The organism is Kitasatospora sp. NPDC001540, assembly GCF_042894345.1.
In the GTDB taxonomy this organism is placed as follows: domain Bacteria; phylum Actinomycetota; class Actinomycetes; order Streptomycetales; family Streptomycetaceae; genus Kitasatospora; species Kitasatospora phosalacinea_C.
Window position 1 is genome coordinate 1 of sequence record NZ_JBIAVO010000046.1, and the last position, 21,568, is coordinate 21,568.

17 protein-coding genes are annotated in these 21,568 nt (G+C 71.4%); 14 read left to right on the plus strand and 3 right to left on the minus strand.

Annotated features, from left to right (window positions below; genetic code table 11):
* Positions 1-407 precede the first annotated feature (407 nt).
* Positions 408-1,694 carry an ATP-dependent Clp protease ATP-binding subunit ClpX gene (gene clpX / locus ACFY00_RS34085; protein WP_033250235.1) on the plus strand — a complete coding sequence of 429 codons (1,287 nt, stop codon included), beginning with the start codon at positions 408-410 and terminating at the stop codon, positions 1,692-1,694.
* A 121-nt stretch (positions 1,695-1,815) separates the two neighbouring features.
* Here clpX and ACFY00_RS34090 read toward each other — a convergent pair whose 3' ends face one another.
* Entirely contained in the window at positions 1,816-2,637 is an 822-nt protein-coding gene (locus tag ACFY00_RS34090) for a hypothetical protein (RefSeq protein WP_388037043.1), read from the minus strand.
* Between the two features lie 40 nt (positions 2,638-2,677).
* Positions 2,678-3,604: a hypothetical protein gene (locus ACFY00_RS34095; RefSeq protein ID WP_388037046.1), complete on the minus strand. Its 927-nt coding sequence runs from the start codon at positions 3,602-3,604 to the stop codon at positions 2,678-2,680.
* Between the two features lie 160 nt (positions 3,605-3,764).
* Here ACFY00_RS34095 and ACFY00_RS34100 point away from each other — a divergent pair, with 160 nt between their 5' ends.
* On the plus strand, positions 3,765-6,404 hold the full coding sequence (locus ACFY00_RS34100) for a valine--tRNA ligase (protein ID WP_388037049.1): 2,640 nt from the start codon (positions 3,765-3,767) through the stop codon (positions 6,402-6,404).
* Positions 6,405-6,675: 271 nt separating this feature from the next.
* Entirely contained in the window at positions 6,676-7,206 is a 531-nt protein-coding gene (locus tag ACFY00_RS34105) for a hypothetical protein (protein WP_388037052.1), read from the plus strand.
* A gap of 67 nt (positions 7,207-7,273) precedes the next feature.
* Here the strand turns inward: ACFY00_RS34105 and ACFY00_RS34110 are convergent, their stop codons facing one another.
* Positions 7,274-8,821, minus strand: coding sequence for a chitinase (locus ACFY00_RS34110; RefSeq protein ID WP_388037054.1), 1,548 nt, complete (start codon positions 8,819-8,821; stop codon positions 7,274-7,276).
* A gap of 181 nt (positions 8,822-9,002) precedes the next feature.
* Here ACFY00_RS34110 and ACFY00_RS34115 point away from each other — a divergent pair, with 181 nt between their 5' ends.
* From ACFY00_RS34115 to ACFY00_RS34165, 11 genes are all read left to right on the plus strand, one after another.
* Positions 9,003-10,394: a bifunctional folylpolyglutamate synthase/dihydrofolate synthase gene (locus ACFY00_RS34115; protein ID WP_388037056.1), complete on the plus strand. Its 1,392-nt coding sequence runs from the start codon at positions 9,003-9,005 to the stop codon at positions 10,392-10,394.
* Between the two features lie 6 nt (positions 10,395-10,400).
* Complete coding sequence (locus ACFY00_RS34120) at positions 10,401-10,763, plus strand: DUF4233 domain-containing protein (RefSeq protein ID WP_388037058.1); 363 nt, start codon at positions 10,401-10,403, stop codon at positions 10,761-10,763.
* A 98-nt stretch (positions 10,764-10,861) separates the two neighbouring features.
* Positions 10,862-11,275 (plus strand): nucleoside-diphosphate kinase, encoded by a 414-nt coding sequence (gene ndk / locus ACFY00_RS34125; RefSeq protein ID WP_033250228.1) that lies wholly within the window; start codon positions 10,862-10,864, stop codon positions 11,273-11,275.
* Between the two features lie 365 nt (positions 11,276-11,640).
* Positions 11,641-12,666, plus strand: a complete 1,026-nt coding sequence (locus tag ACFY00_RS34130; protein ID WP_030458241.1) for a rod shape-determining protein — start codon at positions 11,641-11,643, stop codon at positions 12,664-12,666.
* Between the two features lie 70 nt (positions 12,667-12,736).
* Positions 12,737-13,672, plus strand: a complete 936-nt coding sequence (gene mreC / locus ACFY00_RS34135; protein ID WP_388037061.1) for a rod shape-determining protein MreC — start codon at positions 12,737-12,739, stop codon at positions 13,670-13,672.
* A complete protein-coding gene (mreD, locus tag ACFY00_RS34140) occupies positions 13,672-14,316 on the plus strand; it encodes a rod shape-determining protein MreD (RefSeq protein WP_388037063.1) in 645 nt (214 codons plus the stop codon). The genes mreC and mreD overlap by 1 nt, the downstream gene beginning before the upstream one ends.
* 21 nt (positions 14,317-14,337) lie before the next feature.
* Positions 14,338-16,572 (plus strand): penicillin-binding protein 2, encoded by a 2,235-nt coding sequence (gene mrdA, locus ACFY00_RS34145; RefSeq protein ID WP_388037066.1) that lies wholly within the window; start codon positions 14,338-14,340, stop codon positions 16,570-16,572.
* Positions 16,569-17,768 carry a rod shape-determining protein RodA gene (rodA, locus tag ACFY00_RS34150; protein ID WP_388037069.1) on the plus strand — a complete coding sequence of 400 codons (1,200 nt, stop codon included), beginning with the start codon at positions 16,569-16,571 and terminating at the stop codon, positions 17,766-17,768. The genes mrdA and rodA overlap by 4 nt, the downstream gene beginning before the upstream one ends.
* A gap of 87 nt (positions 17,769-17,855) precedes the next feature.
* Positions 17,856-19,784 (plus strand): TIGR03960 family B12-binding radical SAM protein, encoded by a 1,929-nt coding sequence (locus ACFY00_RS34155; RefSeq protein ID WP_388037072.1) that lies wholly within the window; start codon positions 17,856-17,858, stop codon positions 19,782-19,784.
* A gap of 93 nt (positions 19,785-19,877) precedes the next feature.
* Positions 19,878-20,540 carry a hypothetical protein gene (locus ACFY00_RS34160; protein ID WP_388037074.1) on the plus strand — a complete coding sequence of 221 codons (663 nt, stop codon included), beginning with the start codon at positions 19,878-19,880 and terminating at the stop codon, positions 20,538-20,540.
* A 133-nt stretch (positions 20,541-20,673) separates the two neighbouring features.
* The gene (locus ACFY00_RS34165; RefSeq protein WP_388037076.1) at positions 20,674-21,447 is read left to right on the plus strand and encodes a TIGR03936 family radical SAM-associated protein; all 774 of its coding nucleotides are present in this window, start codon (positions 20,674-20,676) and stop codon (positions 21,445-21,447) included.
* Positions 21,448-21,568 lie beyond the last annotated feature (121 nt).

The following is a 21,568-nucleotide window of genomic DNA, read 5'->3' on the forward strand; positions in this document are numbered from 1 at the left end:
TTCTTCTTCTTTTTCTTCTTCGTCGAGCTCTTCGCCAACGGCACGGCCTCCCGCACCCGCTGCCCGTCCGCCGCCCGGGCCGCGCCGCCGACCGTGCCCCCCCCCCCCCCCCCCCCCCCCCCCCCCCCCCCCCCCCGGCGCGCCCCCCCCCCCCCCCCCCCCCCCCCCCCCCGGGGCGTTCCGGTCCGGGCTCCCGTCCCGCACAATGGGCAGTCGGGTCCATGCACCCGCGACGGCATCTGTTCGGTATCAATTCGCCCAGGGCGTAGGGCAGAGCGGTCGAAGTCGGCGGAAACAGCGGCTCGGCAGAGTACCGTCGGATACCAGACCGACCGCCGACGGCGCAGCCGGTCTCACAGCACCAGGCCCCGACCCCCGCGGGGCCCCTGGCGAAGGGGAAGCACCTCGTGGCACGCATCGGAGACGGTGGCGACCTGCTCAAGTGCTCGTTCTGCGGCAAGTCGCAGAAGCAGGTGAAGAAGCTGATCGCCGGGCCAGGCGTGTACATCTGCGACGAGTGCATCGACCTGTGCAACGAGATCATCGAGGAGGAGCTCGCCGAGAGCTCCGAGGTGCGCTTCGAGGAACTCCCGAAGCCCCGCGAGATCTACGAGTTCCTCGACCAGTACGTGGTCGGCCAGGACCTCGCCAAGAAGGCGCTGTCGGTCGCGGTCTACAACCACTACAAGCGCGTCCAGGCCGGTGAGGCCGGGCGCTCCGGCAGCGGCCGGGACGACGCGATCGAGCTGGCCAAGTCCAACATCCTGCTGCTGGGCCCGACCGGCTCCGGCAAGACGCTGCTGGCGCAGACCCTGGCCCGGATGCTGAACGTGCCGTTCGCGATCGCGGACGCCACGGCGCTGACCGAGGCCGGCTACGTCGGCGAGGACGTCGAGAACATCCTGCTGAAGCTGATCCAGGCGGCCGACTACGACGTCAAGAAGGCCGAGACCGGGATCATCTACATCGACGAGATCGACAAGGTCGCCCGCAAGAGCGAGAACCCGTCGATCACCCGGGACGTCTCCGGCGAGGGCGTGCAGCAGGCGCTGCTGAAGATCCTGGAGGGCACCACCGCCTCGGTGCCGCCGCAGGGGGGCCGCAAGCACCCGCACCAGGAGTTCATCCAGATCGACACCACCAACGTGCTGTTCATCGTGGGCGGTGCGTTCGCGGGCCTGGAGCGGATCATCGAGGGCCGGGCCGGCGCCAAGGGCATCGGCTTCGGCGCGACCATCCGCTCCAAGCGCGAGGTCGACTCGGCGGACCACTTCCGTCAGGTGATGCCGGAGGACTTGGTGAAGTTCGGGATGATCCCGGAGTTCATCGGCCGCCTCCCCGTCATCACCAGCGTGCACAACCTGGACCGCGAGGCGCTGCTGCAGATCCTCACCGAGCCGAAGAACGCGCTGGTGAAGCAGTACCGCAAGCTGTTCGAACTCGACGGCGTGGAGCTGGAGTTCACCCGGGACGCGCTGGAGGCGATCGCCGACCAGGCGATCCTGCGCGGCACCGGCGCGCGCGGTCTGCGGGCCATCATGGAGGAGGTGCTGATGTCCGTGATGTACGAGGTCCCGTCCCGGCAGGACGTCGCCCGCGTGGTGGTCACCGGGGACGTCGTCTCCAAGCACGCCATCCCGACCCTCGTCCCGCGCGACATGATCAAGCGCGAGCGCCGGGACAAGAGCGCCTGAGCCGCCGCCCGGCCTGAGCCGCCGCCCGGCCGACGGCTGACGCAACGCAGCAGGGCCCCGCACCGTTCGACGGTGCGGGGCCCTGCTGCGTTGCGTCAGCCGAACTGCCGTGCGGCGAGCGTTACTTGGCGACCTCGGAGGCCTGCCGCAGCTCGCGGGCGTCGGCGGCGACCTTGTCGAGGGTGGTGCCGTCCTGGTTGCCCTCCATCACGATCACCACGGTCGAGTAGTCGGCCCAGACGCAGACGTTGAGCTCGGTGTCGGAGTTCATCGTGACCAGGCCGCAGGACATCGTCCCGCCGAGCGGACCGGCGTCCATCGTCTTCCGGCCGGAGACGGTGTCGCCCTCCTGCTGCAACTGCTTGAACTGCTGGTCGACCTGGAAGTCCGGCCGGGCCACCTTGCCGTAGCCGCCGGCCGCGATCACGGCCCGGCTCTGGTCCTCCGAGGCGTAGAAGGCCGCGACGGTGCCCTCCATCTTCAGGGAGTCGGGGTCGGAGGCCGCGTCCTTCTTCATCTCGTCGGCCAACTGCTGGGCCTCCTCCGCCCCGGCCTCGCTGCTCAGGCCCTGGAAGGTCGCGGGCAGGACCAGCTTGTACTTGCCGGTCTTCGAGACGGTGTCGTAGGCGAAGTAGCCGATCACGCCGACGCCCGCCAGGATCACCGCGGACACGATCGACAGCGTGATCCACAGGCCCTTGCGGGACTTCCGCGGCGGAGCCGGGTAGCCGGGGAAGCCGCCCGCCGGGTACCCGGCGGGCGCACCGGCCGGGTAGCCCTGCTGGGGCGGCACCGCGCCGCCGCCCCAGGGCTGCTGGGGCTGCTGCTGCGGGTAGCCGTATCCGGGCTGCGGGGCGGCCCCGCCCTGCGGGGGTACGGGGGCGCCGGGGGCTGGCGGCGGCCCGAAACCGGGCTGCGGCGGGCCGAACTGGTTGTCGGACACGGCTGGGACTCCGTTCGCGCGTGGAGGTGGTGCTGGGGGTCTACTTGGCGACGGTCGAGGCGTCGCGCATCTGGCGGGCCAGTGCGGCCGTCTCGCTGACCGAGAGCTGCTTGCCCTTCGGGTCCAGGTTGTTGACGGTCACCGTGCCGATGGTGGAGTGCGTCGCGAAGATGCACACCGGGATGGTCTCCTTGGAGTCCGCCTGGTCGGAGCCGAGCAGGCCGCAGCTCAGCTTGCTGCCCGGGTCCTTCGAGTCCTGGGCGTCGGCGGAGGTCAGCTTCTGCTTCCAGACCGCCTTGCCGCCCTCGCTGTCGCCCTCGCCCGCGGAGCCGTTCATCGCCTCGTCGAGCTTGCCGGTCATGGCGTCGATCGCCTTGCCCGGGTCGTCGACCTTGCCCCAACTGCCGCTGAAGCTGGCCAGGTTGGTGGTGCTCTTCTGGTAGGTGACGGTCAGCGAGCCCTCGAAGGTCCCCACCCCGTCCAGGCCCTTCAGCGAGCCCTTCTCGCTGGACGACTTCTTGGTGTAGCCCGCCACGCTGTCCTGCGCCGCGAGCTTGTACTTGCCCACGGTGTCGGAGCCGGCGTTGCTGCCGCCCTTCAGGCCCCACCAGACGCCGCCGCCGATCGCGGCCAGCCCCACGACCACCACCAGGGCGATGATCCCGCCCTTGCCCTTGGACGGGGCGGGCGGCGGGTAGCCGCCGTAGCCGGGCTGCTGGGGCGCGCCGCCCCACTGCTGCGGGGGCGCCGGGGGCTGCCCGTAGCCGGGCTGCGGGGCCGGGGGCTGCTGCTGGGGGTAGCCGTACCCGGGCTGCTGCTGCGGGGCGCCGTAGCCGGGCTGCGGCTGCGGAGCGCCGTACGCGGGCGGCTGGCCGCCCCCGTAGCCGGGCTGCGGCGGCGGCGCGCCGTAAGGCTGCTGCGGTTGCCCCTGCGGATACTGCTGCGGTCCCTGCCCCTGGCCGTACATCAGTCGTCAGTCTCCCCCGCCGCTTACGAGTTCCGCGGCCATCCGGTCGGTCGATTGGTCGAGCAAGCGGCACGCTATCGTACGGTCCCCCCATCCCGCCCGAGTGGTCCGGACACAATCGGTTCGTAACCGCGGTCCGGCCTTCCGTAAACTGTGCGTCGTGACCGACACGACGAACCAGCGCCCCGCGAGCTCTCACCCCGGGGACGACGCAGCCACCCTCCCGACGACCTACGCCCCGGCCGAGGTAGAGGGCGAGCTGTACGAGCGCTGGGTGGAGCGCGGTTACTTCACGGCCGACGCGAAGAGCGAGAAGCCGGCGTACACCATCGTCATCCCGCCGCCGAACGTCACGGGCGCCCTGCACCTGGGCCACGCCTTCCAGCACACGCTGATGGACGCGCTGACCCGCCGCAAGCGGATGCTCGGCTTCGAGGCGCTCTGGCTCCCGGGCATGGACCACGCGGGCATCGCCACCCAGAACAAGGTGGAGCAGCAGCTCGCCGAGGCCGGCCTGTCCCGGCACGACCTGGGCCGGGAGGCCTTCGTCGACAAGGTCTGGGAGTGGAAGGAGAACTACGGCGGCCGGATCCTCGGCCAGATGCGCCGCCTCGGCGACGGCGTGGACTGGTCCCGCGAGCGCTTCACCATGGACGAGGGCCTCTCCCAGGCCGTCCAGACCATCTTCAAGAAGCTCTTCGACGACGGCCTGATCTACCGCGCCGAGCGCATCATCAACTGGTGCCCGCGCTGCCTGACCGCGCTCTCCGACGTCGAGGTCGACCACGAGGACGTCCCGGGCGAGCTGGTCTCGATCCGCTACGGCGACGGGGACGACTCGATCGTGGTCGCCACCACCCGGGCCGAGACCCTGCTCGGCGACACCGCGATCGCCGTCCACCCGACCGACGAGCGCTACGCGCACCTGGTCGGCCGGACGATCAAGCTGCCGCTGACCGACCGCGAGATCCCGGTCGTCGCCGACGAGCACGTCGACCCGGAGTTCGGCACCGGCGCCGTCAAGGTGACGCCCGCGCACGACCCGAACGACTTCGCCATCGGCCAGCGCCACGACCTGCCGAACCTGACGGTGATGGACGAGCGCGGCACCATCACGGTGCACGGCCCGTTCCTCGGCCTGGACCGGCACGACGCCCGCGCCGCCGTGGTCGGCGCGCTGCGCGAGCAGGGGCGCATCGTCGCCGAGAAGCGCCCCTACGACCACGCGGTCGGCCACTGCTCGCGCTGCAAGACCGTGGTCGAGCCGCGGCTGTCGCTGCAGTGGTGGGTCAAGGTCGAGCCGCTGGCCAAGGCCGCGGGCGACGCGGTCCGCGACGGCCGGGTCGAGATCCACCCGAAGGAGCTGGAGCGCCGCTACTTCGACTGGGTCGACAACATGCACGACTGGTGCATCTCGCGCCAGCTCTGGTGGGGCCACCGGATCCCGGTCTGGTACGGCCCCGACGGCGAGGTCGTCTGCGTCGGACCGGACGAGCAGCCCCCCACCGGCGAGGGCTGGACCCAGGACCCGGACGTCCTGGACACCTGGTTCTCCTCCGGCCTGTGGCCGTTCTCCACCCTCGGCTGGCCGGAGCGGACGGCCGACCTGGAGAAGTTCTACCCGACCGACGTGCTGCTGACCGGCCACGACATCATCTTCTTCTGGGTCGCCCGGATGATGATGTTCGGCCTGTACGCGATGGACGGCGAGATCCCGTTCAAGACGGTCGCGCTGACCGGCCTGGTCCGCGACGAGTTCGGCAAGAAGATGTCGAAGTCCACCGGCAACGCGGTCGACCCGCTGGACTGGATGGACGCCTACGGCGCCGACGCCGTCCGCTTCACCCTGGCCCGCGGCGCCAACCCCGGCGCGGACGTGCCGATCGGCGAGGACTGGGTCAAGGGCTCGCGGAACTTCTGCAACAAGATCTGGAACGCCACCCGCTTCGCCCTGATGAACGGCGCCACCGTCCGGGGCCCGCTGCCCGCGCCGGAGGAGCTCACCGCCGCGGACCGCTGGATCCTGTCCCGGCTGAACGCGACGGTCGCCGAAGTCGACGCGCTGTACGAGGACTTCGAGTTCGCCAAGGTCTCCGACGCGCTGTTCCACTTCGCCTGGGACGAGGTCTTCGACTGGTACGTCGAGCTCTCCAAGACCACCCTGAACAAGGGCGGCGCGCAGGCCGACCACGCCCGCCGGGTCCTCGGCGAGGTGCTCGACGTGACGCTGCGCCTGCTGCACCCGATCGTCCCGTTCGTCACCGACGCGCTGTGGACGACGCTCACCGGCGCCGAGTCGGTGGTCGTCGCCGAGTGGCCGAAGGACTCCGGCTACCGGGACGCCGACGCCGAGTCGGAGATCGCCCAGCTGCAGCAACTGGTCACCGAGGTCCGCCGGTTCCGCAACGACCAGAACCTGAACGCCACCCAGAAGGTCCCGGCCCGGCTGGGGCTGGCTGGCCACCGGCTGGAGGTGCACGAGGCCGCGATCCGCTCGCTGCTGCGCCTGACGCCGCCGGAGGAGGGCTTCCACGCCACCGCCTCGCTGCCGGTGGCCGGGGCCACCGTCGAGCTCGACCTGTCCGGCACCATCGACGTCCCGGCCGAACGCAAGCGCCTGCAGAAGGACCTGGCGGCGGCCGAGAAGGAGAAGGCGCAGGCCACCGGCAAGCTCGGCAACGAGGCCTTCCTGGCCAAGGCGCCGGACGAGGTGGTCGCCAAGATCCGCACCCGACTCGCGGCCGCCGAGGCCGACATCGAGCGGATCACCGCCCAGCTCGCGGCGCTGCCGCAGGGCTGACCGCACGTCAGGAAGGGCCGTCGCTCCCCCCGGGGCGGCGGCCCTCCGTCTTTTCCCGCGTTGTTCCCGGCGGGCTGTCAATTCCCTTGCCCGCGCGTCGCGGTGCGGATCGCGCACCCCCTATTCGGCGTCATTCCCCGGCAATTGGCGTTCCGCGTCAATTGGAATGCATTGCGCCGACCATCCCCGCGCGTTCAGCGACCTTTGCACTTCCGGTGTGTACGGTGGGCGACGTTCCCATTCGGGCGGGGCACGAACGGAGGGTGCGCGCATGATGGCGACCGGGGAGTTGGTCGACGAACTTCCGGACGAACTTCCGAGGGAAGAAGTGGAGGCGGCCAAGGCCAGGGCGGCGACGCTGCTGCTGGCTTTCCGGCACGGGAACCAGGTCGCCTTCGACACCGAGCTGGACCGGCTGCTGGCCGAGCACGTCGAGCGCGAGGTGGCCACCCTGCTGGTGTGGATCGCCGCCGAGGCGGTCCGCAAGGCCTACGCCCCCGAGGTCGCCGACCGGGTGCTGCGCGGCCTGGCCCGGCGCGCCCCGCAGGACACCTCCCAGGTGCCGGTGGACGAGGAGGCCGCGGGCGCCGCCCTGCTGCTGGAGGCCGTCGCCGCGGGCGACGCCGACCGGGTGCGCACCCTGGTGGCGGGGACGCCCGACACCACCTACCTGCTGGGCGGCCTGGTGCAGGCGGTGGCGATGATGCTGCCGCTGCTGCCCGAGGGCGAGGCCGAGGAGATCGCCGCCGAGCTGCGCCGCCGGCACGCCGGTCGGCTGCCGACGCCCCGCGGCGTGTACTGACGGATCGTCACTGCGCGGCCCGGGGCGGGTGGCTCCCGCCCCGGGCCGCGCCCGGTGGTGGGTCAGGTCACGGCATCGCGTGCAGGTGCGAGCCGACGGTGTTGGCGATCTGGTTGCCCGCGGTGGCGTCCCAGTTGGTGGACCAGGTCATCGCGCCGCCGATGGCCGGCCAGGTCTGGCTCGGCTTGAAGGAGCCGCAGTTGGTGCCGTAGGCCAGGCAGTCCAGCGCGCTGTTGACCACCGACGGGCTGACGTAGCCGCCGCCCGCCGCGCTGGTGGAGGCCGGGACGCCCAGGCCGACCTGGTCGGCGCGCAGGCCGCCCTGCAACTGGATGCAGGCCAGTCCGGTGAGGAAGTTCTCGGTGCCCTGCGCGTACACGCCGCCGTCGCAGCCGAGCATCGCCCCGCTGTTGTAGTACTGCATGTTGACAATGGTCAGGATGTCCTTGGTGGCCAGCGCCAGCTTGAAGTACTCGCCGCCGGTGGACTGCATGCCGATGGTCTCCGGCGCCATGGTCAGCACGAAGCCGGCCCCGACCTTGGCCTGCAGCGCGTGCAGCGCCTGCGACATGTAGGTGGCGTTGACGCCGTTCTCCAGGTCGATGTCGATGCCGTCGAAGCCGTACTGCTGGATCAGGGCGTACGCCGAGTTGGCGAAGTTGGTCGCGGCGGTGGAGTTGGACACCGAGACGGTGCCGTTCTGTCCGCCGACCGAGATGATCACCTTCTTGCCCGCCGCCCGCTTGGCCGCGATGTCGGCCTTGAACTGGGCCTCGGTGTACCCGCCGAGCTTGCTGGAGAGCGTCGGGTCCAGGGTGAAGCTGATCCCGCCCTGCGTGCTGGTGGCGTCCGCGAAGGCCACCGCGATGATGTCGTACGCGGCCGGGACGTCACTGATCCGCTGCGGGGTGGCGCCGTTGTAGAAGTCCTGCCAGTAGCCGGTCAGCAGGCGCTTCTTGGGCGGCGGCGGCATCGTCATGGTGCTCTGCGAGGGCGACGGCGACGCGCTGACCGAGACGCTCGGCGAGGGGTCGACGACCACCGTCCCGGTGGGCGAGGGGGACGGGCTGGCGCCGGTGCCCGGGCCGACCAGCGAGACCTTGTCCACGGTGAACGGGGTCTGCCCGTACCAGCCGTGGAACCAGACCGACACCGAGGTGGTGGACGCGCCGGTGGTGAAGGTCGAACTCAGGGTGTTCCAGCCGGAGTTGGAGCTCCAGGTGGACGGGTCGGTGCCGCCGGTGCCGGTGACGCCCGCGAACACGTAGCCGCCCTGCACCACGGCGCTCAGGGTGTACGTCGAGTTCGGCAGCACGGTGACGCTCTGGCTGCAGTTGGCGTAGTCGGTGCCCGCGGGGGAGCCCTGCAGGTCCCAGCCGGTGGCGGCGTTGTCGACCGCGGTGACGGTCGGGCCGCAGGTCCACGGGCTGATGTGGTTGCCGGCCGAGAAGTCGCCGTTGGCGATCACGTTCACGTTGGGCGCGACGTCGGCGGTGGCCGTGCCGGTGCCGGCCATCAGCAGGCCGGCCAGGCCGGTGGAGGCCGCGACCAGTCCGGCGAGCAGGGCCCGTCCAGGGCGGCGGACCGGCTGGGGTCGGGGCGGTAGTGCACGCATGCCATCTCCATGTGGGGGAGTGTCGATGGGAGTGCGGTGCGGGGAGCTTCGAACGTGGAGCCTCGAACGTGGAACGGGTGGGAGCGACTACACGGTGGAGTAGACCAATTCCGGTGTCAAGAGGGCCCGCGCCCCGGGGCGCCCGTCCGTCCCGGAGGTACGGAGTCCTTAGACTGGCGGGGTGAGCGACAAGGCCGAGCCCAACCCCTACACCGTCCGTCCCGCCGACGCCGGCGGCACCGACCCCGAACTGCGCGCCGTCGAGGCCGAGCTGGCCACCCGCTGGCCGGAGAACAAGCTGGAGCCCTCGCTCGACCGGATCGAGGCGCTGATGGACATCCTCGGCCAGCCGCAGCGCTCCTACCCCTCCATCCACATCACCGGCACCAACGGCAAGACCTCCACCGCCCGGATGGTCGAGCAGCTGCTCGGCGCCTTCGAGCTGCGCACCGGCCGCTACACCTCCCCGCACGTGGAGTCCGTCACCGAGCGGATCAGCCTGGACGGCGCGCCGATCACCCCCGAGAAGTTCGTCGAGACCTACCGGGACATCGAGCCCTACGTGCGGATGGTGGACGCCGCCCAGCCGGTCGCGATGTCCTTCTTCGAGGTGCTCACCGGCATGGCGTACGCCGCCTTCGCCGACGCCCCGGTGGACGTCGCGGTGGTCGAGGTCGGCATGGGCGGCTCCTGGGACGCCACCAACGTGATCGACGCCCAGGTCGCCGTGATCACCCCGATCGGCCTGGACCACACCGACAAGCTGGGCGAGACCACCGGCGAGATCGCGGTCGAGAAGTCCGGCATCATCAAGCCCGGCGCCCTCGCCGTGGTCGCCCAGCAGCAGCTGGACGCCGCCGAGCAGATCCTGCGCCGCGCCGTCGAGGTGGACGCCACGGTGGCCCGCGAGGGCATGGAGTTCGGCGTGCTGCGCCGCGAGGTCGCGATCGGCGGCCAGCTGGTGACCCTGCGCGGCCTCGGCGGCCACGAGTACCAGGACCTCTTCATCCCGCTGCACGGCGACCACCAGGCGCAGAACGCCGCGCTGGCGCTGGCCGCCGTCGAGGCCTTCTTCGGGATCGGCCAGGGCGGCGCCGAGCACCTGGACGAGGAGAAGGTCCGGCAGGCGCTGTTCGGCGTCTCCTCGCCGGGCCGGCTGGAGGTCGTCCGGCGCAGCCCCACCGTCATCCTGGACGCCGCGCACAACCCGCACGGCGCGCAGGCCGCGGTCAACGCGCTCGGCGAGGCCTTCGGCTTCACCAAGCTGGTCGGCGTGATCGCCACCAGCGGCGACAAGGACGTCACCGGCCTGCTGGAGGTGTTCGAGCCGATCCTCGCCGAGGTCGTGGTCACCCAGAACTCCACCCACCGCGCGATGCCGGTCGACCGGCTCGCCGCCCTCGCCGTCGAGGTCTTCGGCGAGGACCGGGTGCAGGTCGAGCCCCGCCTGGACGACGCGATCGACGCCGCCGTCACCCTGGCCGAGGAGGAGGACCTCGGCGGCGCCGGCGTCCTGGTCACCGGCTCCGTCATCACGGTGGGCGAGGCGCGCCTGCTGTTCGGAAGGAAGTAACCGCCGATGCGCACCCTGTGCTCCTCCACGCTGATCGGCGAGGCGCTGCTGATCATGTTCGCCGGCCTGGTCGCGATGAAGCTCACCGACGTCGGCACCGGCACCATCTGGGCGGTCAGCGCGGTGGCGATCGCCCTGTGCGTGCTGCTCTGCGGCGTGATCACCCGCCCCGGCGCCGTGTACGTCGGCTGGGCGCTGCAGGTGGCCGTGCTGGCCAGCGGCCTGGTGCTGCCGACCATGTACGCCTTCGGCCTGGTCTTCGGCGGCCTGTGGTGGTGCTCGGTCCACTACGGCCGCAAGATCGACGTGCTCAAGGCCCAGCGGGCGGCCGCCCAGGCGGCGGCCGAGGCGGCCCCGGCCGCCGCCTGACCGGCCCGGCCAGCGGCCCCCGACCGGCCCGGCCACCCGGCCGGGGTAGTGTCGGGGGCACAGTCAAGGCCCGATCGACCCACCTCAGGAGCCGCCCCGTGTCCCAGCGCACTCTCGTCCTGCTCAAGCCCGACGCCGTGAAGCGCGGCCTGGCCGGCGAGATCATCAGCCGGATCGAGCGCAAGGCCGGCTGGCGGTTCGCTGCGATGGAGCTTCGCACCTTCGACCGCGCCACCCTGGAGCAGCACTACGCCGAGCACGTCGGCCGCGACTTCTACGAGCCGCTGCTGGGCTTCATGACCTCCGGCCCGTCGATCGCGCTGATCGTCGAGGGCGAGAACGTCGTCCCCGGCATCCGCGCGCTGGCCGGCGCGACCGACCCGCTGGCGGCCGGCGCGGGCACCATCCGCGGCGACTACGCGACCATCACCCGGGAGAACCTGATCCACGCCTCGGACTCCCCGGAGTCGGCCGAGCGCGAGATCAAGATCTTCTTCCCGGCCCACGCGTGAGGATCCTGTAGCGATCCGGTGCCCCGTGCCCACACCGGGCATGGGGCACCGATCCGGGGGAAGTCGCAGCTCAGGAGCCGGGTGGCGGGTCCGGTTGCTCCCTCTGGGCGTTAATCGTCAAATCACGGAACCCTACCCTCCGACACGGCGTCCCAATGCCAGGAGAAGCCGATTCGCCCCCGGAGAATGGGCGGCACGCCGTACCCGCCGCCCGCGCTGACCGGCGTGACTACGATGGACCCACCTCACGGGCACGGAGCGGCTGCTCAGCCGCCGTCAGCCCTGCCGCGGGCCCGTACGGCCGGCCCGCTCCCCGCCCTTGATCCGAAACTCGGGAAGGCTCACGACATCCCATGGCGAACAACCTGTCGTTTCTCGGCCGGGACCTGGCGATCGACCTAGGCACCGCGAACACGCTGGTGTACGTCCGGGGCAAGGGCATCGTGCTGAACGAGCCGTCGGTGGTGGCGGTCAACACCAACACCGGCGGGATCCTCGCGGTCGGGGCCGAGGCGAAGAAGATGATCGGCCGCACCCCCGGCAACATCGTCGCGATCCGCCCGCTCAAGGACGGCGTGATCGCCGACTTCGAGATCACCGAGCGGATGCTGCGGTACTTCATCATGAAGATCCACCGCCGCCGCTACCTGGTCCGCCCGCGGGTCGTGGTCTGCGTCCCCTCCGGCATCACCGGCGTCGAGCGCCGCGCCGTGGTCGAGGCCAGCATGCAGGCCGGCGCCCGCCAGGTGCACATCATCGAGGAGCCGATGGCCGCGGCGATCGGCTCGGGCCTGCCGGTGCACGAGCCCACCGGGAACATGGTGGTCGACATCGGCGGCGGCACCACCGAGGTGGCGGTGATCTCGCTCGGCGGGATCGTCACCGCCCAGTCGCTGCGGGTCGCGGGCGACGAGCTGGACAGCGCGATCGTCCAGCACATCAAGAAGGAGTACAGCCTGCTGCTGGGCGAGCGCTCCGCCGAGCAGATCAAGATGTCGATCGGCTCCGCGTTCGGCCTGGAGGGCGAGAAGGACGAGCACGCCGAGATCCGCGGCCGCGACCTGGTCTCCGGCCTGCCGAAGACCGTGGTGATCTCGGCCGCCGAGGTCCGCGAGGCCATCGACGAGCCGGTGAACTCGATCATCGACTCGGTGAAGACCACCCTGGACCAGTGCCCGCCGGAGCTGGCGGGCGACGTGATGGACCGCGGCATCGTGCTCACCGGCGGCGGCGCCCTGCTGCGCGGCCTGGACGAGCGGCTGCGCCGGGAGACCGGCATGCCGGTGCACATCGCGGAGAACCCGCTGGACTCGGTGGCGCTGGGGGCGGGCAAGTGCGTCGAGGAGTTCGAGGCACTCCAGCAGGTACTGGACGCCCAGCCGCGTCGTTGAGCAAGGCAATTCGAACTACACACCGAGCCGGGCAGAAGAGCACCCGGCACGAAGGGGCGGCGGCGGCACCGTGAGGGACACCCGACAGAGTCGACTATTGCTGGTCCTGCTGGTCCTGGTGGCCTTCGCACTGATCACCGTGGACATCAAGGGCGGCGAGGACTCGCCGCTCGGCGGTGCCCGCCGGGCCGCCGCCTCCGCGCTCGGCCCGGTCGAGGACGCCGCGGCGGGCGCGGTCGACCCGGTGGCCGGCTACATCCGGGCGATCCGCGACGCGGGCACCCACCAGCAGCGCCTGGACCAGATCACCCGCGAGAACACCGAGCTGCGCCAGAAGCTCGCCTCCTCCGACGCCGCGACCGGGCGCACCAAGCAGCTCGACGACATGCTGCGCACCGCCGGCTCCGGCGGCTACACCGTCAAGGCCGCCCAGGTGATCGCGATCGGCGCCGCCCAGGGCTTCTCCTGGACGATCACCATCGACGCGGGCAGCGACGACGGCCTGACCCGCGACATGACGGTCATCGACGGCCAGGGCCTGGTCGGCCGGATCACCACCGTCGCGCCCACCACCGCCACCGTGCTGCTCGCCTCCGACCCGGGCTTCACCGCCGGGGTCCGGCTGGAGGGCAGCGGCGAGATCGGCTTCGCGGCCGGCCAGGGCGCCTCGCCGATGCGGATCGAGCTGCTCAACGGCCGGGCCCAGGTCAAGGCGGGCGACCGGCTGGTCACCTTCGGCTCGCAGAGCGGCCGCCCGTTCGTGCCCGGCGTGCCGGTCGGTACCGTCAAGGAGGTGCAGGCCACCCCCGGCCAGCTCACCAAGACCATCCTGGTCGAGCCGTACGTGCAGTTCACCCGGCTCGACCTGGTCGGCGTGGTGGTCGTCCCGCCGCGCACCGACCCGCGCGACGCGGTGCTGCCGCCGGTGCCCGCCGCGTCCGCCGGCGCCGCGGGCAACCCGCAGGCGCCGATCGCCGCCGTACCGCCGACCACCGGGGGGAACTGATGCCGCGTCTGAACCGGACCCTGCTGTCCGCCGTCCTGCTCGTGCTGGCCCTGGTGGTCCAGGTCAGCGTCCTCGGCCGGCTCCAACTGCCCGGCGCCACCCCGGACCTGCTGATGCTGGTGGTGGTCGGCCTGGCCCTGGTGTACGGGCCGACCGGCGGCTGCCTGGTCGGCTTCTGCGCCGGCCTGCTGGCCGACGTCGCACCGCCGTCCGACCACGCGATCGGCCGGTACGCGCTGGTGCTGTGCCTCGTCGGCTACGGCGCCGGCCTGCTCAAGCCGGAGGGCGGCCGACAGCGCTCGGCGCTGTCCGCGCTGGGCGTGGTGGCGGTCGCCGCGGTGGCCTCCACCCTGCTGTACGCGACGGTCGGCGCCCTGGTCGGCGACACCGCGGCCCGGCACGTCGGCCTGACCGGCCTGGTGTTCAGCGCCCTGCTGTACGACGTGCTGCTGGCCCCCTTCACGGTGCCGCTGGTGATGCTGCTGGCCCGCCGCTTCGACGGCGACCGGGTGCTCAACGAGACGGTGCGCGGCGCGGACGGCGGCTCCGGCCTCGGCGCGCTGGCCCGCTACCGCACCACCCGCGAGCCCTCCGCCACCCCCTACAAGAAGAAGCGCGCGCTCGGCCTCGCCAAGCGCCCCTGAGCCGGGACGGAGTCCGCGCACGTGAGCAACATCCCCGAGACCGGCCGCACCCGCCGGGTGACGATCCGGCTGGTCGTCCTCCAGGTGCTGGTCCTGTCGCTGCTGGCCACCCTCGGCGGTCGGCTGTGGTACCTGCAGATCCGCAACGGCAAGGAGTTCACCGAGAAGGCCCAGGGCAACCACATCCGCGAGGTGGTGGAGCCCGCCGTCCGCGGCGAGATCCTGGACGCCTCCGGACGGATCCTGGCCGGCAACGAGACCAAGCTGGTGGTGTCGGTCTCCCGCACCGCGCTGCTCCAGCAGAAGGACAAGGGCAAGGCGGTGCTGACCCGGCTCGCCGACGTCCTGGGCGTCCCGGCCGACGAGGTGAGGAACAAGGTCCGGCTGTGCGACGCCAAGACGCCGCAGCCGTGCTGGAACGGCTCCCCGTACCAGCCGATCCCGGTCACCCAGCAGGCCACCACCCAGCAGGCGATGCAGATAATGGAGCGCCGAGAGGACTTCCCCGGCGTCACCGCCCAGCCCACCGCGCTGCGCCGCTACACCAACGCGGAGGGCGCCAGCGCCGCCCAGATCCTCGGCTACCTCTCGCCGGTCACCGACGAGGAGGTCACCAAGACCGCCGACAAGACCGGCCGGGAGCGCCGCCTGCCGTCCGACCAGATCGGCCGGGCCGGCCTGGAGTCGGTCTACGACGACGACCTGCGCGGCACCACCGGCGTCGACCGGCTGGAGGTCGACAACCTCGGCCGGGTGATCGGCAGCGCGGGCAACACCCCCGCGCAGTCCGGCAACAACCTGGTCACCTCGATCGACGCCCGGGTGCAGAAGGTGGTCGAGGACCAGCTGGCCCAGGCCATGGCCGAGGCCCGCAAGGTCTACGACAAGGAGACCAGCCGGAACTACATCGCCGACTCCGGCGCGGCCGTCGTGATGGACGTGCACACCGGCCGGATCGTGGCGATGGCCAGCGCCCCCACCTACGACCCCAACCTGTGGGTCGGCGGCATCTCCGCCAAGGACTACGAGGCGCTGAACAGCAAGGACTCCAACTACCCGCTGATCAACCGGGCCATACAGGGTCAGTCCGCCCCCGGCTCCACCTTCAAGGTGATCTCCACCACCGCCGCCGTGCAGGCCGGCTACGACCTCAACGGGCACTACCCGTGCCCGAAGTCGCTGACCATCGGCGGCCGAGAGTTCAAGAACTTCGAGTCCGAGAGCTTCGGCGACATCTCGCTGGAGAAGGCCCTGGAGGTCTCCTGCGACACGGTGTTCTACGGCCTGGCCTACGACCAGTGGATGAAGGACGGCGGCCTCAAGCCCAAGAAGGACGCCCAGGACTGGTTCTTCAAGACCGCCCACGAGTTCGGCCTCGGCGCCAAGACCGGCATCGACCTGCCCGGCGAGGTGGCCGGCCGGGTCCCCGACCGGCAGTGGAAGCAGTCGTACTACGACGCCATGAAGAACTCCTGGTGCGAGCAGGCGGCCAAGGGCGGCCACGAGTACGCCGACGAGATCGCCCGCGAGAACTGCGCCGACGGCAACCAGATGCGCGCCGGTGACATGGTCAACTTCGCCATCGGCCAGGGCGACACCCTGGTCACCCCGCTGCAGATGGCCCGGATCTACTCGGCGCTCGCCAACGGCGGCACGCTGTACCGGCCCACCATCGGCAAGGCGGTCGTCAGCCCCGACGGCACCCTGGTGCGCGACATCGCCCCGCACGAGGACGGCAAGATCCCCGCCCAGGGCAAGCTGCTGGAGTACATCGACCAGGCCACCGCGGGCGTCATCACCTCCGGCACCGCCGCCTGGAAGTTCACCGGCGCGGGCTGGCCGCAGGGCAAGATCGAGCTGCACGCCAAGACCGGCACCGCCGAGGTCGCCGGCAAGCAGACCACCTCCTGGCTGACCACCTACAGCAACGACTACGCGGTGGTCATGACGATCAGCCAGGGCGGCACCGGCTCCGGCGGCTCCGGCGACTCGGTGCGCCGGATCTACCAGGCGCTGTACGGCGTCGACGACAAGGGCAACATCGACAACGGCAAGGCGCTGCTGCCCAAGCCGCAGGCCGAACTGCCCAAGTTCAACCCGGACGGCACCGCGATCGTCCCCACCACCTTCAGCTACGAGCCGGGCGCCACCTTCCTGGACCCGGCCCCGCCTGCCCAGGCCGACCAGCCGGCGAGCGTCCTGCTGGCCGCCGTCGCACCCACCCGCGTCGGCGGGTACGGAAGGGGCCGGGCATGACCTCGTACGACTCCTACCGCTCCGTCCGCCTCGCCCCCCGGCGCTCCTCGCTGGCCCGGGCGCTGGCCAAGGACTCCCCGCTGCGGCGGCTCGACTGGATCATGATCCTGGCGGCGCTGGCGCTCTCCCTGGTCGGCTCGCTGCTGGTCTGGTCCGCCACCCGCGGCCGGGACTCGCTGACCCACGGCGACCCGCAGTACTTCCTGTACCGGCACCTGACCAACCTGGTGATCGGCATCGGCCTGTGCGTCGCGGTGATCCTGCTCGGCACCCGGCGGCTGCGCACCGCGGTGCCGTTCATCTACCTGGCCGTGATCCTGCTGCTGTTCGCGGTGCTCAGCCCGCTCGGCTCGACCATCAACGGCGCGCACTCCTGGATCCAGTTCGGCGGCGGCTTCTCCATCCAGCCCGCCGAGTTCGCCAAGCTGGCGATCGTGCTGGGCATGGCCGTGGTGCTCTCCTCCCGGGTCGACACCGGCGAGCGGGAGTTCCCGCCCACCCGCAGCGTGCTGCAGTCGCTGGCGGTGGCGGGCTTCCCGATGGCCGTGGTCATGCTGATGCCGGACCTCGGCTCGGTGATGGTCATGGTGGTCACCGTGCTCGGCGTGCTGCTGGCCTCCGGCGCCGCCAACCGCTGGGTGGTCGGCCTGCTGGCGGGCGGCACCGCCGGGGCGCTGGCGATCTGGAAGCTCGGCGTCCTCAGCCAGTACCAGATCGACCGCTTCGCGGCCTTCGCCAACCCGGCGCTCGACCCGGCCGGCGTCGGCTACAACACCGCCCAGGCCCGGATCGCGATCGGCTCCGGCGGCCTGACCGGCATGGGCCTGTTCCACGGCACCCAGACCACCGGCCAGTTCGTCCCCGAGCAGCAGACCGACTTCGTGTTCAGCGTCGCGGGCGAGGAACTCGGCTTCGCGGGCGGCCTGCTGATGATCGGCCTGCTCGGCGTCATCCTGTGGCGCGCCTGCCGGATAGCGCGCCAGGCCAGCGACCTGTACGGGACGATCCTGGCGGCCGGCGCGGTCACCTGGTTCGCCTTCCAGGCCTTCGAGAACATCGGCATGAACCTCGGCATCATGCCGGTCGCGGGCATCCCGCTGCCGTTCGTCTCCTACGGCGGCTCCTCGATGTTCGCGGTCTGGATCGCGATCGGCCTGCTGCAGTCGGTGCGCTCCCAGCGGCCGATAGGGGTCTAGCGCCGGTCATCGGTGTGGAGACGGTGACCCTCGGGGCTCGGCTACCCTGAAGGGTCACTGCTTTTTCTGCCGTAAAGGTCCTTGCGCATGACTGTCGAATCGGTCTTCCCACGCCTGGAGGCCCTCCTCCCGCACGTCCAGAAGCCGATCCAGTACGTCGGTGGCGAGCTCAACTCGACCGTCAAGGACTGGGACTCCTGCGACGTGCGCTGGGCGCTGATGTACCCGGACGCCTACGAGGTCGGCCTGCCCAACCAGGGCACCATGATCCTCTACGAGGTGCTGAACGAGCGCGAGGGCGTCCTCGCCGAGCGCAGCTACAGCGTCTGGCCCGACCTGGAAGCGCTGATGCGCGAGCACGGCGTCCCGCAGTTCACGGTCGACGCGCACCGCCCGATCAAGGCGTTCGACGTGTTCGGCCTGTCGTTCTCCACCGAGCTCGGCTACACCAACATGCTCACCGCGCTCGACCTGGCCGGCATCCCGCTGAACGCCGCCGACCGCACCATGGACGACCCGGTCGTCCTCGCGGGCGGTCACGCCGCGTTCAACCCCGAGCCGATCGCCGACTTCATCGACGCCGCCGTGATCGGCGACGGCGAGCAGGCCGTCCTGGACATCACCGACATCGTCCGGGCCTGGAAGGCCGAGGGCCGCCCCGGCGGCCGCGACGAACTGCTGCTGCGGCTGGCAAAGACCGGCGGGGTGTACGTCCCGCGGTTCTACGACGTCGAGTACCTGGCCGACGGCCGGATCGCCCGCGTCGTCCCGAACCGCCCCGGCGTGCCGTGGCGGGTCTCCAAGCACACCGTGATGGACCTTGACGAGTGGCCCTACCCGAAGCAGCCGCTCGTCCCGCTCGCCGAGACCGTGCACGAGCGGATGTCGGTGGAGATCTTCCGCGGCTGCACCCGCGGCTGCCGCTTCTGCCAGGCCGGCATGATCACGCGCCCCGTGCGGGAGCGAAGCATCACCGGCATCGGCGAGATGGTGGAGAAGGGCCTGAAGGCCACCGGCTTCGAGGAAGTCGGCCTGCTCTCGCTGTCCTCCGCGGACCACTCCGAGATCGCCGACATCACCAAGGGCCTGGCCGACCGCTACGCCGAGGACAAGGTCGGTCTCTCGCTGCCCTCCACCCGGGTCGACGCCTTCAACATCGACCTGGCCAACGAGCTGTCCCGCAACGGCCGCCGCTCCGGCCTCACCTTCGCCCCCGAGGGCGGCTCCGAGCGGATCCGCAAGGTCATCAACAAGATGGTGTCCGAGGAGGACCTCATCAACACGGTGGCCGCCGCTTACGGCAACGGCTGGCGCCAGGTGAAGCTGTACTTCATGTGCGGCCTGCCCACCGAGACCGACGAGGACGTCCTCCAGATCGGCACCATGGCGAAGAACGTCATCGCCAAGGGCCGCGAGGTCACCGGCACCAACGACGTCCGCTGCACGGTCTCGATCGGCGGCTTCGTCCCCAAGCCGCACACCCCGTTCCAGTGGGCCCCGCAGCTGTCCGCCGAGGCCACCGACGAGCGGCTCACCAAGCTGCGCGACTCGATCCGCGGCGACCGCAAGTTCGGCAAGAACATCGGCTTCCGCTACCACGACGGCAAGCCCGGCATCATCGAGGGCCTGCTCTCCCGCGGCGACCGCCGGGTCGGCGCCGTCATCCGGGCGGTCTACGAGGACGGCGGCCGCTTCGACGGCTGGCGCGAGCACTTCTCGTACGACCGCTGGATGTCCTGCGCCGAGAAGGGTCTGGCCGGCACCGGCGTCGACGTCGACTGGTACACCACCCGCGAGCGCTCCTACGAGGAGGTGCTGCCCTGGGACCACCTGGACAGCGGCCTCGACAAGGACTGGCTCTGGGAGGACTGGCAGGACGCGCTGGAGGAGGTCGAGGTCGAGGACTGCCGCTGGACCCCGTGCTTCGACTGCGGCGTCTGCCCGCAGATGGACACCCACATCCAGGTCGGCCCGACCGGCAAGAAGCTGCTCCCCCTGACGGTCGTCAACAGCTGACGCACCCTCACCGCAGGGCCCCCGCCACGACCCCGTGGCGGGGGCCCTTTGCCTGGGTATTACCATCGGCCGAACGGCCTACGGGGAGTGACGATGGTTCAGCAGCAGGGGCAGCCGCAGCAGGGCGGGGGGTGCCTGGTCGCGGTGGTGCGGCCGGTGGTGGTGGCGGTCGTGGTGCCGCTGCGGCTGCTGTGGGAGCTGGTGGTGCTGATCGGTCGCGGCGTGGGCTGGGTGGTCGACAAGGTGCTGCTGTGGCCGCTGCGGCTGCTGTGGAACTGGGTGCTCTGGCCGGTGATCCACTGGCTGGTGGTCGTTCCGGTGGGGTGGCTGTGGCGGTGGTTGGTGGTGGTGCCGCTGACCTGGCTGTGGGAGTGGGTGCTGCGGCCGGCCTTGAAGGCGCTGTGGAACTACGTGCTGGTCCCGATCGGGCGCGGGGCGGCGTACCTGGCCGTCGGGTTCGGCAAGGTGGTCGCCTGGTTGGCGTACTACCTGGTCGCGGTGCCGGTCCGGGCCTTCTGGCGGTGGGTGGTGGTGCCGGTCGGCAAGGCGTTCTACCACGGGCTGTGGCGGCCGGTGCTGTTCCCGGTGCTGCGCGCGCTGTGGCTGGCGTTCGTCTGGGCCTGGCGGCTCGGCGGGCGGATCTGGCGCTTCACCGTGGTGGCCCCGTGCCGGTGGGTGCGCCGCAGCGTCTGGTGGCCCGTCAAGGCGGAGGTCCGCCGGGTCGCCCGGGAGGTACGGCGGGCGCTGTTCGGCTGACGCACCGCGTACCCTTGGTGAGGACAAGGTCCGGCCGGAGCCGCACGCGGTGCGAGGCCGGACGGGGACCACTGACGAAGGACTGAGCCCCCTGGCACGCCGCACGCCCGACGGTCCGCCGCCCGCGCCGACGGTGCAGCGCATCCGTCTCCGCTACACCAAGCGCGGCCGTCTGCGCTTCACCAGCCACCGGGACTTCCAGCGGGCGTTCGAGCGCGCGCTCCGCCGCTCGGCCGTCCCGATGGCCTACTCCGCGGGCTTCACCCCGCACCCCAAGGTCTCCTACGCCAACGCCGCCCCGACCGGCACCGCCAGCGAGGCCGAGTACCTGGAGATCGGCCTCGCCGAGCGCCGCGACCCGGAGGCGCTGCGCCGCCAGTTGGACGAGTCGCTGCCCCCCGGCCTGGACATCACCGAGGCCGTCGAGGTCGCCACGAGCAACTTCGTGGAGCGCCTGGAGGCCTCCGAGTGGCTGCTGCGCCTGCCCGGCGTGGAGCCCGCCGAGGCCGAGAAGGCCGCCGCCGCCTTCCTGGCCGCCGAGGCGGTCGAGGTCCAGCGGATGACCAAGAACGGCCTGCGCACCTTCGACGCGCGCGCCGCCGTCGCCGCCATCGGGCTCGCCCCGGCGGACGCCGCCCTGGTCGGGATCGGTGACAACACGGCCACGGACGGTGCGGACGATGTTCGTACGGGTGCTCCCTGTGCGATACTGCGCCTGGTAGTACGACACGCCACACCCGCCGTACGACCCGACGACGTATTGTCCGGTCTCCGTTCGACGGCCGACCTCGCGCCGCCGGTCCCCGCAGAGGTGACCAGGCTGGCGCAGGGGCCGCTCGACGAGCAGACCGGCACGGTGACCGACCCGCTGGCGCTCGACCGCGCCGCGGCCGAGGTCGGCCGGTAGGCCGCCCCGCCGCGCGCAACCGCCGTCCGCCGAGTGGGCGGGAGCGCAGGCACGGAGAGAACTCCGGGCCTGCGGCTCCCCGGCCCCCGCGGCTCCCCAGGGGAGCGAGCGTCGTCGCGCG